Annotated in this window: 8 protein-coding genes and 1 pseudogene; 1 reads left to right on the top strand and 8 read right to left on the bottom strand. The window is 55.8% G+C overall.

The genetic code is table 11. The annotated features are described in order from the left end of the window. Window positions 1-329: 329 nt before the first annotated feature. The 8 genes and pseudogenes from PMI18_RS15170 to PMI18_RS31080 all read right to left on the bottom strand — a co-directional run. A pseudogene (locus PMI18_RS15170) lies at window positions 330-2,357 on the bottom strand (RHS repeat-associated core domain-containing protein); the annotation flags it as partial. Window positions 2,358-2,565: 208 nt separating this feature from the next. Next, a complete protein-coding gene (locus PMI18_RS31540; RefSeq protein WP_007900667.1) occupies window positions 2,566-3,249 on the bottom strand; it encodes a hypothetical protein in 684 nt (227 codons plus the stop codon). 175 nt (window positions 3,250-3,424) lie between these two features. After that, window positions 3,425-3,814 (bottom strand): Imm50 family immunity protein, encoded by a 390-nt coding sequence (locus PMI18_RS31910; protein ID WP_081499852.1) that lies wholly within the window; start codon window positions 3,812-3,814, stop codon window positions 3,425-3,427. 6 nt (window positions 3,815-3,820) lie between these two features. Beyond that, window positions 3,821-8,599: an RHS repeat-associated core domain-containing protein gene (locus PMI18_RS15180; protein ID WP_007900664.1), complete on the bottom strand. Its 4,779-nt coding sequence runs from the start codon at window positions 8,597-8,599 to the stop codon at window positions 3,821-3,823. Continuing rightward, window positions 8,596-9,324, bottom strand: coding sequence for a DUF4123 domain-containing protein (locus PMI18_RS15185; protein WP_007900661.1), 729 nt, complete (start codon window positions 9,322-9,324; stop codon window positions 8,596-8,598). The genes PMI18_RS15180 and PMI18_RS15185 overlap by 4 nt, the downstream gene beginning before the upstream one ends. Window positions 9,325-9,328: 4 nt before the next feature. Further along, window positions 9,329-11,371: a type VI secretion system Vgr family protein gene (tssI, locus tag PMI18_RS15190; protein WP_007900659.1), complete on the bottom strand. Its 2,043-nt coding sequence runs from the start codon at window positions 11,369-11,371 to the stop codon at window positions 9,329-9,331. Between the two features lie 130 nt (window positions 11,372-11,501). Continuing rightward, window positions 11,502-12,017: an Hcp family type VI secretion system effector gene (locus PMI18_RS15195; protein WP_007900657.1), complete on the bottom strand. Its 516-nt coding sequence runs from the start codon at window positions 12,015-12,017 to the stop codon at window positions 11,502-11,504. A 105-nt stretch (window positions 12,018-12,122) separates the two neighbouring features. Next, window positions 12,123-12,317, bottom strand: a complete 195-nt coding sequence (locus PMI18_RS31080; RefSeq protein WP_157221676.1) for a hypothetical protein — start codon at window positions 12,315-12,317, stop codon at window positions 12,123-12,125. Between the two features lie 101 nt (window positions 12,318-12,418). On the opposite strand from PMI18_RS31080, the gene PMI18_RS15200 reads away from it, so the two are divergent. Beyond that, window positions 12,419-13,096 carry a type 1 glutamine amidotransferase domain-containing protein gene (locus tag PMI18_RS15200; protein ID WP_007900656.1) on the top strand — a complete coding sequence of 226 codons (678 nt, stop codon included), beginning with the start codon at window positions 12,419-12,421 and terminating at the stop codon, window positions 13,094-13,096. Window positions 13,097-13,213: the final 117 nt, after the last annotated feature.

Below are 13,213 nucleotides of genomic sequence, written 5' to 3'. Positions count from 1 at the left end.
GGTGGCACTGATGGGTCATTACCCCAAGGTTTTATATCATCGGTGCTGTGTTTTTTGAATTTGAAATCCATGAGCTCTCCGGTCTGCGGATTGCGTACATAATGTACTACGGAGTCATTTCCGTTCTTCGATTTTATCTTGAGCTCAATTTTATCCATTCCTTTAAAGGCAGGATCATTGAGGTTTTCGATAATAACGACGCCTCGACCTTCTTTAGCTGCCTGTAATGTCATCTGATCTTGAATGCTTTTAGGTTCCCGACTCCACTTGTCCGGTTTTGGAGGGGCTGGAGGGGGAGGAGATCCTTCATTTACGGTCGCTTTAACTGGTGGATCTTCCAGTCTGATTTCCGGCTTGCTACCACCCGCTCCAGGACAGCTTGTCAACCCCATCGGATCCACCCACCCCGTAGGGTTAGGCACGTATTGGTAGTTGTTCAACCCACCCGCCAGCTTAATCGGATCCGGCGTCAGAAACCGTCCAGTCCCCGGATTGTAGTAGCGATGCCGGTTGTAATGTAACCCTGTCTCGGCATCGAAGTACTGGCCCTGAAAGCGCAACGGGTTGTCGATTTCGGCGACGTCCAGCGCAGCGAGATTGCCGTAGGCGCGGTACTTGGCCGACCACATGATTTCGCCGCTGTAATCGGTGAGTTCCTGCGGGGTGCCGAGGTGGTCGAGTTGGTAGTAGAACGGCGCGGCCTTCAGCGGGCCTTCGCCGTCGAGCATGGCCAATGGGCGGAAAGTCCCCGGCTCGTAGATGTAGCTGCGATAGCGATTGTCGGCGCTCTCGGCGATGAGGCGTTCGTCTTGCCAGAGGAATTCGGTGGTATGGCCATCGACGGTCTTTTCGATGCGTCGACCGAAGGCGTCGTACTTGTAGGACGCGACGCTGCCGCCCGGCAGGCTGACGCCGATCAGGCGATGTTGGCAGTCGTAACGGTACTCGGTAACGAGTTTCTGCCCGGCGCCACGACGTTCGTGGATCAGATTGCCGTAGGCGTCGTAGTCGTAATGACGGTCGCCCTGCATCAGCAGGCGGTTGCCTTTGACGTTGGCCAGGTTCGCGGTCGGCTCGTTGTTTTGGCCGAGGAGGTTGCCCGCCGGGTCGTGGGCGAAGCTTTCCGGCGAGGTGCCACGGACGTTGATCAGGCGGTCAAGCGGATCATAGTGATAGCTGCGGTTGCCTTTGCGGCTGTCGTCGATGCCCGCGAGGTTGCCATTGGCATCGTAGGCGTAGCGACGGTGGAACAGGTTGCGTTCCTGTTGGCTGACGGTGTGGGCTTGCAGTCGGCCTTGTTCGTCGTACTGATATTGGCTGAGCAGCAGGCCTTGTTGGCGCTGCTGTTCCCGGCCGGCGTTGAACTGGTGCGTGGTCAGGCGCGAGCCGTTGAGGTCGATGCTGCTCAGGCGGCCGCCGGATTGGTGGCGGTAGTCGAGTTTGCTGCCGTCGGGGAGGCGGCAGTGGCTGAGTTGGCCGAGGTTGTCGTACTCGTAACGCAAGGTGCCCCAGCCTTGGTGTTCGGTGATCAGGCGGTCTTGCAGGTCGTATTCGTAGGCGAGGGGCCAGTGGCTGTCGTCAACGTTAACGAGGCGACCGAGGGCGTCATAGCTGTAGTGAATTTCTTCACCGTCAGCCAGGGTTTTCACCAGCAGACGGCCAGCAGCGTCGCGCTGGTATTCGGTGATCAGCTCGCTGCCGTCGTCGCCGAATTCGGTTTTCTTCAGCAGTTGGCCGTTGAGGTCGTACTCGTAGGCAGTCCGGCGACCATCGAAGCCAGTTTCCTGTTGGATCAGGCCGTTGGGGTAGTAATCGAGGTGGTAATGCTCGCCACGTTCGTTTTCGATCTCAGTGAGCAGCAAGCGAGAGTTGTCGTAGCGGTAGCGAAGCTGACTGCCGTCTGGATTGATACGACGGCTGACCAGGTGCAGGCCATCGGCGTATTCATAGCGGGTGACGCGGCCTAGTTCATCACGCTCGGCCGTGACACGTCCGTATGGGTTATAGGTGAACGCGCGAGTCGCACCACCGGGCAGGGTAATTTGAGCAAGGCGGTTGGCGGCGTCCCATTGGTATTGGGTGATAGTGCCGCTTTCGTCCTGGCGAGTGATCTGCCTGCCCAATGCGTCATAGCGATACTTGCGCTGACTGCCATCTGGCAGTTGCTCTTCGATCAATTCGCCTAGATTGTTCCAACCCAGTTGATGGCGACTGCCATCGGGATGGCGGATTTCCAGCAGCCGGCCTTGGCGGTCGTAGCTGTAGAGGGTGGCATTACCGTCCGGGTCGATCTGCTGAGTGATGTCGCCCTGATTGTTTCGTTGATACTTCCAGGTGGCTTTGCCTCGGCGTGCAGAGGCATTCACCCGGCAGTAGCGGGGTTTTGGATAGCCAGACCTGTGGATTGATGTCTTCAGATGTCACAACAGCCGTCCTTGATGAGTGAATCTAAAAACTCATATCCGCTTCAATGTTTTCTTCGTAAGTCGAGAGTAACTTCTCAACGCGTTTCCGGAGTATTTTTCTTTCAACTGCTTCAGCTGCTGGTCGGTGCCCTTGCAATATTTATTTATCGCTGATGACACGATCGAGATTTTTCGGGGCGGCGGGGCCCCGTTCAGGAATATCTCCGCGCAAAGAATCACAGTTGTCTCTGTTTTTGATGTGGCCGGAGACGTCGGTCGGAACGGACTCAGTATTTTCCGTTTCGCAAGAATTTGACGTTGGCTCTGCATCGTAACCTAGGCTCAAATACAAGTGACCGTTCAAACTCCCATTTTTTCTCGAGAAGAGATGAACGCCTTCTTGACTCAAGCAGGTGCTGATAGTTGTAGCTTGGTCCTTGATCTCAACGGCTGAGACGCCGCTTTCGGTTGCATTTTTACCAACTACAGCTATGCCGATGAAAGGCGCTGTGTATTGAATGTCAAGCCCATAGATGTGCATGTCGGATTCGTTGAGCAGGTCCATTGCATCGCCCTGCTGCTGTTTTTCCCCAGTTGTCTTTGTTAACTTGCAGCAAGCAACGGTTCCATCCTGAGGGAATTGGACTGAAATGACTTCGTTGCTTGAAATGTTCTGGGCTGTATATAAATAAGTTTGCCCGTCTGGATTGTTTTTAACGAATCCAAATCCAGTGTCTTGGGCGAATACTGACCCTGAAAAAATAGTCAGAATGATGGAAAGTGTATGTTTAATGTCCATCGGTTGACCAGTGTAGAGGGTCGGAAACAAGCTTTTTAACTCCATATGTAGTACCTGCTGGATTCAAGCCGCTTATAGCCAAAAGGGGAAAGATTTATTTTCCACGCCATGAAAATAAATCTGTCCCCTTTCTTTATATTTTCGCTTTGAAGCGTTGAGGTGAGTTTTGTTGATTTTTTAGGCGGTTCTCTTGGTGCGAGTTGATTTGGATGTTCTTTTGCTACACTGCACCATAGTTATGGTATGCCTTAATATTTGCTATGGTAATGTTTTTTGCATTGCATGTGGCTGTACATGAACTTCCAAATCCAAGTGTGATTTTGTAGTTTGAGCTATCTTGAGTAACGGTTATAGTAGTGGGGCCGCTGAAATTGAAATTTTCTACATTGAAATTTTCTACATTTATTATGTAAAGCTGGAATTCGTACTCGTTATAATCTTTTTCCAGCCATTTCTTAGGGGCGACTGCTTGTTCTACTTGGCTGCATAGTTTTAAGCATATAGAGTTTCCGTCCAGCATGACGTAAGAAGTGCGCATGCAGGTAGGGGAGTACTCTTCTCCAAAAATAGAAGTCCACTGTTTTTTATTTGATATTGATGATGTCCACATTTTAGTTTACTCAAACACGTAATGATTGGCCACACTTTTGAGGTGGAATGTTTTAGTTCGATGAGCATCTCCTGTTTCGGGATTGTACTCTCTAACATTGAAGTGTGGTTTGTGCGATGCATGTGTAGAAGGGAAGTCTTCATGTCCATACGAATGTTCTTGAATGACGACACGTTCATTGTCAATGTTTTTATAATGGTACTCTCTGGTCATAACAGTATTTCCTTCAGCATCACGTACGAACTCGGTACCACCATTCTCAGCTTCCTTGGTAAGAGGAATCCGCTTCACATCAGTTGGTTCTGCTGTCGTAGGAATTCTCGCATCACGTTTTGCATCTTGGAATGCGGCTCTACGGGATCCATAGAATTTATCACCCCTTTTAAATTTCTTTTGCCCCGGGCATCCAGTCAAACCCAGCGGATCAATCCACCCCGTCGGGTTAGGTACGTACTGGTAGCTATTCAACCCACCGGCAAGCTGGATCGGATCCGGCGTCAAAAACCGTCCAGTGCCCGGATTGTAGTAGCGGTGACGGTTGTAATGTAAGCCCGTTTCCGCATCGAAATACTGACCCTGGAAGCGCAATGGGTTGTCTATTTCACTGACGTCCAAGGCTGCAAGGTTGCCATAGGCCCGGTACTTGGCCGACCACATAATCTCGCCGCTATAGTCAGTCAGTTCCTGCGGTGTACCGAGGTGGTCGAGCTGGTAATAGAACGGAGTGGCCCTGCGCGGACCTTCGCCGTCGAGCATGGCCAAGGGACGGAAGTTACCTGGTTCGTAGATGTAGCTGCGGTAGCGGTTTTCTGCGCTTTCGGCGATCAGGCGGTCGCCTTGCCAGAGGAACTCTGTGGTGTGGCCGTCCACGGTTTTTTCGATGCGGCGGCCAAAGGCGTCGTATTTGTACGATGCGGTGCTGCCACCGGGCATGCTCACACCGATCAGGCGATGCTGGCAGTCGTAACGGTATTCGGTGACGAGTTTCTGCCCGGCACCACGGCGCTCACGGATCAGGTTGCCATAGGCATCGTAGTCGTAATGGCGGTCGCCCTGCATGAGCAGACGATTACCCTTGACGTTGGCGAGGTTGGCCGTGCCTTCGTTATTCTGGCCGAGCAGGTTGCCCGCCGGGTCGTGGGCGAAGCTTTCCGGTGTCGCGCCGCGAACGCTGATGAGGCGGTCGAGTGGGTCGTAGTGGTAGCTGCGGTTGCCTTTGCGGCTGTCGTCGACGCCTGCGAGGTTGCCATTGGCGTCGTAGTTGTAGCGACGCTGGAACAGATTTTTATCCCGCTGGTTAACGCTGTGAGCTTGTAGTCGGCCCTGTTCATCGTATTGGTATTGGCTGAGTAGCAGACCTTGCTGGCGTTGTTGTTCGCGACCAGCGTTGAATTGGTGGCTTGTCAGGCGTGAACCGTTGAGGTCGATGCTACTCAGGCGACCGCCGGACAGATGGCGGTACTCGAGTGTGCTGCCGTCGGGCAGGCGGCAGTGTTTGAACTGGCCGACGCTGTCGTATTTGTAACGCGTGGTGCCCCAGCCCTGATGCTCGGTGATCAGGCGATCCTGCACGTCGTATTCGTAGGCGAGCGGCCAATTGCCGTCGTCGACGTTTACCAGACGACCCAGTGCATCGTAGCTATAGTGAATATCTTCGCCGTCGGGCAGGGTCTTGACCAGCAGACGACCGGAGGCATCGCGCTGGTATTCGCTGACCAGTTCGCTGCCGTCGTCGCCGAATTCAGTTTTCTTCAGCAACTGGCCGTTGAGGTCGTACTCGTAGGCGGTGCGGCGACCGTCGAAGCCGGTTTCCTGTTGGATCAGGCCGTTCGGGTAGTAGTCGAGCAGGTAGCGTTCGCCGCGTTCGTTCTCGATTTCGGTGAGGTTGAGTTGCGAGTTGTCGTAGCGATAGCGCAGTTGGCTGCCGTCCGGATTGATGCGGCGGCTGACGAGGTGCAAGTTGTCGGCGTATTCGTAGCGGGTGATGCGTCCGAGTTCGTCGCGTTCGGCGGTGACCCGGCCATACGGGTTATAGGTGAAAGCGCGGGTGGCGCCGCCGGGCAGGGTGATTTGAGTCAGACGATCAACGGCGTCCCATTGGTACTGGGTGATCGCGCCGAATTCGTCTTGGCGAGTGATCTGCCGGCCTAATGCATCGTAACGGTATTTGCGTTGACCGCCATTAGGGAGACGTTCTTCCAGCAACTGACCCAGGTTGTTCCAGCCCAATTGATGGCGACTGCCGTCGGGGTGGCGAATTTCGAGCAGGCGCCCCTGACGATCATAGCTGTAGTGGGTTTCGTTGCCGTCGGGGTCGGTTTGTTGGGTGATGTCACCCTGACGGTTACGCTCGTATTTCCAGCGGGCTTTACCACGCTGTACATCGATGAGTTGGCCGTTGAAATAGTTGTAACGGGTCGGCACACCTTCCGCTGGGATCACGGCAATCAAGCGTCCAGCGTCGCTGTATTGATATTCAGTGATCGCTCCCATCGCATCTTTAACCGCGACCAGTCGACCTTGATCGTCATAGGCGTTTTGCGTTTCACCGCCATCGGGTGCGGTCTCGCTGATCAAGCGTGCATTTTCATCATGCACGTAGACCTGCGTGCTGCCGTCCGAGTTGTAAGCGGTGACCGAGCCCTTGTCATCCCATTCGTATCGCGCTTCCAGTTGCGAGTAGTTGGCCCAGTGACGAACGCAACGGGAGAGTTTGCCTTCTCGTTCCCATTCCCAGAAGAAGCTGGCGCCGCCGGCCAGTTGCCGTTCTACGATGACGTGTTGGTCGTTGTATCTGTAATGCTCGGCTTCGCCTACCGCATTGATCGCGCATACGAGTTGATTGCGGGTGTTGTAGCGATAGGTAACCAGTGTCTGGATGGTCAGCCAGGGATCCTGACGTTCACCGCGTTCGTTGTACTCAGGACGCAGTTGCTGTTGATCGACTGCCACGATGTGGCGATCGTCATAACGAAGCAGAAGGGATCGCCCAGCACCATTGTCAATGCGTTGAATTCGGTCAACAAAGTCATAGCTGAGGTGCAGGCGATTTTCATAGGCGTCACTAATGGTCATCAGTCGCCCGGCCCGGAAATGGTAGTACCGTGCTTTTGACCCGGCCTGCGTTAGAATGAGTTCGCCAGGCGCATCACCCAAGAAGATTGCCGCTTGTGCCAAGCTATTTGTAATAGATGGCCGCTGCTCAGTCGGCATTGGGAAGCGGGTTTGGCGATTTTCATTGTCGATCCAAAGAACGCCTTCACCGTCGAGTTGCAAACGATGAGAGAGCGAGTGACTCCAGCCATGGCCGAGACGGCTATCTATTTCAACTGCACTACTGCGGTATAGGCGCGTCCACTCCAGAGCCAGTGAACCCGAAAGTTCACCGTCAGTCAGGGTCAACAATTCCTCGCCGGTTACCATCGAAATGGGGTCATCTTTGGTGCAGGTATCGTTGGCACACTTGGATGGTTGATCTGCTGGATTTTTCGACTGATCGGGAGCGTTGTCGACCGGTTCTACTTGCTCGGCACGCGAGGCAGGCTCATCTTTTTTACGGGCCTGAACCTGCGCATCGGATTTTACTTCTCCGCCGCTGGCAGGTTGTTTTTGTTTCGGGTGCGTTGCAGTTTCAGCGGGTTTGGGAGCTGCAATCTGAATGTCAGCTTTGCGCGCCGGGTTAAACGCCGCATCTCCATTAAGCAGTAATGGCTTCGACGCCTCGGTATGCGGCGCCGCCTTGGATTTGCTGACCTTCATCAGCATGCCAGTAAAGTCTTCAATCAGTTTTATGACTTTACCGCTGCTTTGCACACCCTTGATTGCCTTCGTACCCACACGTACGGCCAGGCCCAGACCACCAGTCAGAACCACACCGACCAGAATGTTCAGCAAGAATTCTGTGCTCATTTGCGCCAGCACTTCCGTGCAGGTCTGTGGCGGCAGCATCTTCACCCACGCCACGATGGCAGCGACATAGACCCACATCAGCGGCTCATCGCTGGCGATCAGCAAGGCTGTGTGGATGGCCTCTGTTGAGGCGTCATAAATCTTCTTGATCTGTTCTTCGGTGAAGAAGTTTTTCAGCTTCTCGTAGTTCTTGCGAGGGTTTGCGACCAGATCATAGAGGCTCTTGATATCGCCCCACAAACCCATGATCGCTTTGAGGAAACCTTCCCACGCGGCTTCCAGCTCTTGCAGGGCACGGCCGCCTAGCGATGCATCGGTATGCGCTTGCCACAGTGGTAGGAAACTGGTGCTCCATTCAGTCTGCAACCAGCCGCTCAAATCGCCGATCACGCCCTGATAGGAGTTGAACAGGCTGTCGATCTGCGCGCGAGTAGGGTTCGGGAAGAACGTGATTTTGTATTGCTGATTAGGCGTGAGGCCGGTGACTTCCAGAATCCCGGTCGAGTCGATTGTCTTGTTGATTTCCGGTCCGGCTTCGTTCTTGCCAATGAACCGGCCATCCACCACAGGCACCAGACGGACCGGCGTATTGCCGATGGGGACAAATCGCGCAGACTCGAAGCTATGCACAAGCGTGAGTTTGCCGTTTGCCGGGCAGTTGGCATAAAGGGTGTTTTCCTTTTTGCTGTCCTTGTCCTGAGTGTGGACCTCATCACCGACCTTGAATTGCTGTTCCGCGTCCAGGACTCCGCCGTACCAGGCCTCGGCATGCTCACGGTAATCCTTCAGGCACTTCTTGAAGTCACTGACGATGACCTGAGCATCTGGTTGTTTCGCTGTCAGGTTCCCAACGATCTCACCCATCAAAATGCTCATACAGCCACCTCATTTTCCAGATGGGCCTTCAACAGCCCGGTGAAATTTTCTTCCGTGAGCGGCGTGCGTTTTACGAAGCGCGCCACTTTTGTTCGCAGGTTGGATTCGGGGAACGAGAAGTACAGGTCGGCGTGATCCTCCTTCAACCACTGCATCATGTTGCCGACTACAGTCGATGGGTTTTGCTTGGTCAGGCCATCCAGCAACGCCTTCGGCACTTCCCACCACGGCCAATCCTTCGCCGGTGGTACCCCCCTCGGCCCAACCTCCAGGCTTTTGCCATTAATCAGATACCGATCAAACACCGGCAGCACCTCACCGGCGGCATCGCCGAGGCCTTCCAGAATCGGGTAGATATGCCGCCCATCCCAAAACCGGAAAAATACTTCGGTCCCATCCGGCATCCGAACCTGAGTGAGGCTACGCAGGTGTTCGAACACCACGTTCGGTTCGCTGCGGGAAACGGCCAGCCACCCCCAATCGAGGGCGTCGGTTTCGGCAATCCATGGCAGGAAGCTTGAATTGGGTTTCAACTCGGTGAGGTAGGGCATCACTGGCTGCCAAGCCGCGTAGGGTGTACCGCCCCAGATCGGGATCGCCTGGGTTGTCGGTTCATTTTGGTAAAGCGTCTTGAGCGCTTCGGCATCACTGGCCGCGCTGACGATCAAGTACAAACGCTCGCCCGTCTGCAACGGCCGTTCAGCCAGCCAAGCCTGTGGAGTCATCGGATCAGATCGCACAAGCACCTGCCTTACACTTCTCGCACTCTTCACAGAACGGCGCATTGCGCTTCAGCGTATTAATCTGCGCCGGCGTCAGCACCGCACCAGCCTTATCCGCATCCGCCTGCTTCAACACCCCCGGCAACAACGGCGCAGCCCCCGTCCCACTTCCCGGCCCACCCCCGGAGTTCATGTTGATCACCGGCCCGCTCAGCGTCACGCCGCTGGCGTCGATCTTGATGAAGCTGCCGCCGCCCTTGAGGGTGAGTTCGCTGCCGGCTTCGAGCACGACTTTCATGCCGCTGCTCAGGTGGATTTCCTGGCCGGCTTCGATGAACTGGCCGGTGCCGACCTTGATGTGCTGGTTGACGCCCACGGTCAGGTGGTCGTTGGCGCGGGCTTCGACTTTGCGGTCTTCGTAGACGGTGTGGTGTTCTTCGGCCTTGAATTCGCTGTAGCTGTTTTTCTCGACGGTGTCGTGGCGTTCGTTGCCAACGCGGATTTTCTGGTCGTGCTCGATGTTTTCATCCCAGTCGCGCTGGGCGTGCAGGTAGATCTGTTCCGCGCCTTTTTTGTCTTCGATGCGAAATTCGTTGTAGCCCTTGCCGCCCGGTGAGCTGAGGGTCTTGAAGGTGCTGCGGGTTTTGTTCGCCGGCAGGTCGTAGGGGACGACGTTTTCCTTGTGGTACAGGCAGCCGCTGATCAGCGGTTGGTCGGGGTCGCCTTCGAGGAAGCTGACCAGCACTTCCATGCCGATGCGCGGAATGGCGATGCCGCCGTAGTGGGCGCCGGCCCAGGCGGAAGAGACGCGCAGCCAGCAGCTGGTCTTGTCGTCGGCCTGACCTTCGCGGTCCCAGTGGAATTGCACTTTGACGCGGCCGTACTGGTCGCAGTGGATCTCTTCACCTTTGGGCCCGGTGACCACGGCGCTCTGGCTGCCGAGGATCCGTGGTTTGGGGTGGTTCAGCGGCGGGCGGTTCGGCACGTCCCAGGGGGTGGCCTGGAAGCGGTTGCGGTAGCCCTGGTGGAAATCGTCCTTGAGGTTAGTCGTGCTGCTGGTGACCGACTCTTCCAGCACTTGCGGCTGTTTGCCTTCGTGGAGGATTTCGGTCAGCAGCCACAGGTCGTTCCACTTAGGCTTAGGGTGTTGGGTCAGGGCCAGGAAGTGGCCGCTGACCAGCAACGGCTGATCGCTTTTGCCTTCGACGAGCTGGAAATCGCTACGGTGACGCTCGAGGGCCCGTTTGGCCAGATGCTTGCCGCGTTCGCGGTCGATGAAGCGGCCGGGGTAGTCGTAGTCTTCGAGGTCGGGCAGGGCGTCGCCACGGTGTTCGCTTTCCAGAGTCAGGCGCGGCTTTTCGAAGTCGTAGTCGCGGCGGGTGGTGCGGCTGGTGCGGGTTTCCAGGCGCAGGTCGAAGCGCTTGATCACCGGGTCGTTGGCGACCATGCCGGAGTCTTGCTGGTAGGCCACGGGCGTGAGTTTCGGGAACACCGTCTGGTCATCGCCGAACACCAGCTTGTGGGCCGTGGCGCTGTGCTGGAAGTGGTAGTGGATACCTTCTTCCTCGCACAGGCGCTGGATGAACTGCAGGTCCGATTCATCGTACTGAACGCAGTAAATGCGCTCGGGATAAATCGCCCCGACTTTGAATTGGTAGGCGTTGCTTTGGATGCCGTGCTCTTCGAGGACCATACCAATGATTTTCGGCACGCTGAGGTTCTGGAAGATGCGTTGGTTGAAGCGGTGCGCCAGGTAGGACAGCTGCGGACGCAGCGTCACGGCGTAGCGGGTCAGGCGTTTACCCGAATCGCCTTGGGCGGCGCGATAGATCTGGCCATGAATGCCGCTGCCATCAGGCGAGAGCTGCAAAAAGGCCGGTTTGTGCAATAGCGTTTCGAGGTCCAGGGACGGCTGTTCACTGACCAGCTCCACCTCAAACACAAAAGGCTGGCTGATGGCTTCCCGACCTTGCAGGGAAAGGACCTGGAGATCGTTTTCCAGACCTTCGATAGTCAGGGCAAAGTGAGTCTGATTGGCCGGCGCGAACATCCCTTGTTCCTCGTGCAGTGCTGCGGCGCACGCCGGCACCCAAACGGGCGCTGCGGACGCGAAAATTCCTGGAAGGCGCAAATGACATCGACCAGCAGAGCTGGCCGATGTTTGGAACCGTCAGCCGCGATTAAGCGACCGGAACGCGCCAGTCATCGGAACCCGAAGTACCGGATACTTCGTGGGTCCAGGTGATTTTGCGGTAGGTGAATTGCACTTCTTCCAGGTGCGTGAAGTGCGAGTTCGACGGATCCTGGCAGTTGTGCATTTTGTTGTTGATGGCGACGATGATCGCGTCTTCCAGTTTGGTGGTGTAGTAGTGCTCTTGGGTACCTTGAGCCGAGGTGCGGTACCACTGGATAACGATTTCGCTCATGCGCTCGCCGGAGGTCAGCGCCGCTTGCAGCAGTGGCGAGGACTTGTCGTAGACCTTGGTGATCACGACTGGCTTGTGTACACGCTGACCGGTCGGTTGGCCGGACTGTGGGTCACGCGGGATGATCACGTCGTGGCTGAAAGCCTGGACCATGACCTGGTCTTCGTGACCTTCCTGGTAGGTGTTGCCAACGGAGTCGGCGGTGAACGCGCCGGCAGTGATCAGGCCTTGTTTCTCGCCGGTAACGGACATGTACGCTGGTGTAGCCATGGATGTGCTCCTTGCTAAAAGTTAGGGTGCCCGGGAGGCGGTATCGCCCGGTGGGTGCCTGACTGTTATCAAGGAGCGTGCCAGAAATGATTAAAGCTATATAAATCAGGTGGTTGACGAGATTTTTTGAGCGTCGAGAAGGTTTTTGGCAAAGATCAGCTGAAAAAGTGCGCAAGAAGTTGCGCACCACTGCGCAACTTCTTGCGCACTTGGCTGGAGGGCTTGATAAACCTGACGTCCAGCCTCTCTAGAGGACTTTTCACCGACACAGTTGCGCAACTTCTTGCGCATCAAGGCCATGAGCCGTTATCCCCGACAATGGGCGCAACGAACAGCGCTGTCCGATGGTCAAACCCAGCGCCGAGATCATTGAGTAACCCTGACATCGACTGGAGAACGACATGAAAATCCTGATGGTTTTAACGTCCCACGATCAATTGGGTAACACCGGTAAGAAAACCGGCTTCTGGCTCGAAGAATTCGCCGCGCCGTATTACACCTTCAAGGATGCTGGCGCGCAGCTGACCCTGGTTTCACCCAAGGGCGGCCAGCCACCGCTGGACCCTAAAAGTGATGAGCCAGACGCGCAGACTGCGGCCACCGATCGCTTCCGCAAGGATTCCGCTGCCCAGTGCGCATTAGCGTCTACCGGATTGCTGAATACCGTGAGGGCCGAAGACTACGACGCTGTTTTCTATCCAGGCGGGCATGGCCCATTGTGGGATCTGGCTGAAGATCCCTTTTCAATTGCGCTGATCGAGGCGTTCTACAACGCGGGCAAACCCGTGGCGGCGGTCTGTCATGCGCCGGGGGTGTTGCGCCACGTCAAGGATGAGGATGGCCAGCCGTTGGTTAAAGGCAAGCGCGTGACGGGATTCACCAACTCCGAAGAGGCCGCTGTGCAGCTGACGGATGTCGTGCCGTTTTTGGTGGAGGATATGCTCAAGGCCAACGGTGGCCTTTACTCCAAGGCCGATGACTGGGCGAGTTACGTGATCGCGGATGGTCTGTTGCTGACCGGTCAGAACCCGGCGTCTTCTGAAGCGACCGCCAAGGCGTTGTTGGCGAAGCTGGGTTAAGCGATGAAGCCTGCGGGTCGACACTTTTTATGTGGCGAGCGAGCTTGCTCGCGCTGGGCTGCGCAGCGGCCCCAAAACTCTGCGTACAAACGGAGATTTTGTGAGTGCTACGCACTC

The sequence above is a fragment of the Pseudomonas sp. GM102 genome (assembly GCF_000282555.1).
GTDB lineage: Bacteria > Pseudomonadota > Gammaproteobacteria > Pseudomonadales > Pseudomonadaceae > Aquipseudomonas.
This window is presented reverse-complemented; position numbering and strand designations above follow the sequence as displayed.

Excerpts from the sequence above, each read along its gene's own strand:
- PMI18_RS15195 (WP_007900657.1), bottom strand. The coding sequence starts at position 12,017 with ATGGCTACACCAGCGTACATGTCCGTTACCGGCGAGAAACAAGGCCTG.
- PMI18_RS31080 (WP_157221676.1), bottom strand. The coding sequence starts at position 12,317 with ATGGCCTTGATGCGCAAGAAGTTGCGCAACTGTGTCGGTGAAAAGTCC.
- PMI18_RS15180 (WP_007900664.1), bottom strand. The coding sequence starts at position 8,599 with ATGAGCATTTTGATGGGTGAGATCGTTGGGAACCTGACAGCGAAACAA.
- tssI (WP_007900659.1), bottom strand. The coding sequence starts at position 11,371 with ATGTTCGCGCCGGCCAATCAGACTCACTTTGCCCTGACTATCGAAGGT.
- PMI18_RS15185 (WP_007900661.1), bottom strand. The coding sequence starts at position 9,324 with ATGACTCCACAGGCTTGGCTGGCTGAACGGCCGTTGCAGACGGGCGAG.
- PMI18_RS31540 (WP_007900667.1), bottom strand. The coding sequence starts at position 3,249 with ATGGAGTTAAAAAGCTTGTTTCCGACCCTCTACACTGGTCAACCGATG.
- PMI18_RS15200 (WP_007900656.1), top strand. The coding sequence starts at position 12,419 with ATGAAAATCCTGATGGTTTTAACGTCCCACGATCAATTGGGTAACACC.
- PMI18_RS31910 (WP_081499852.1), bottom strand. The coding sequence starts at position 3,814 with ATGTGGACATCATCAATATCAAATAAAAAACAGTGGACTTCTATTTTT.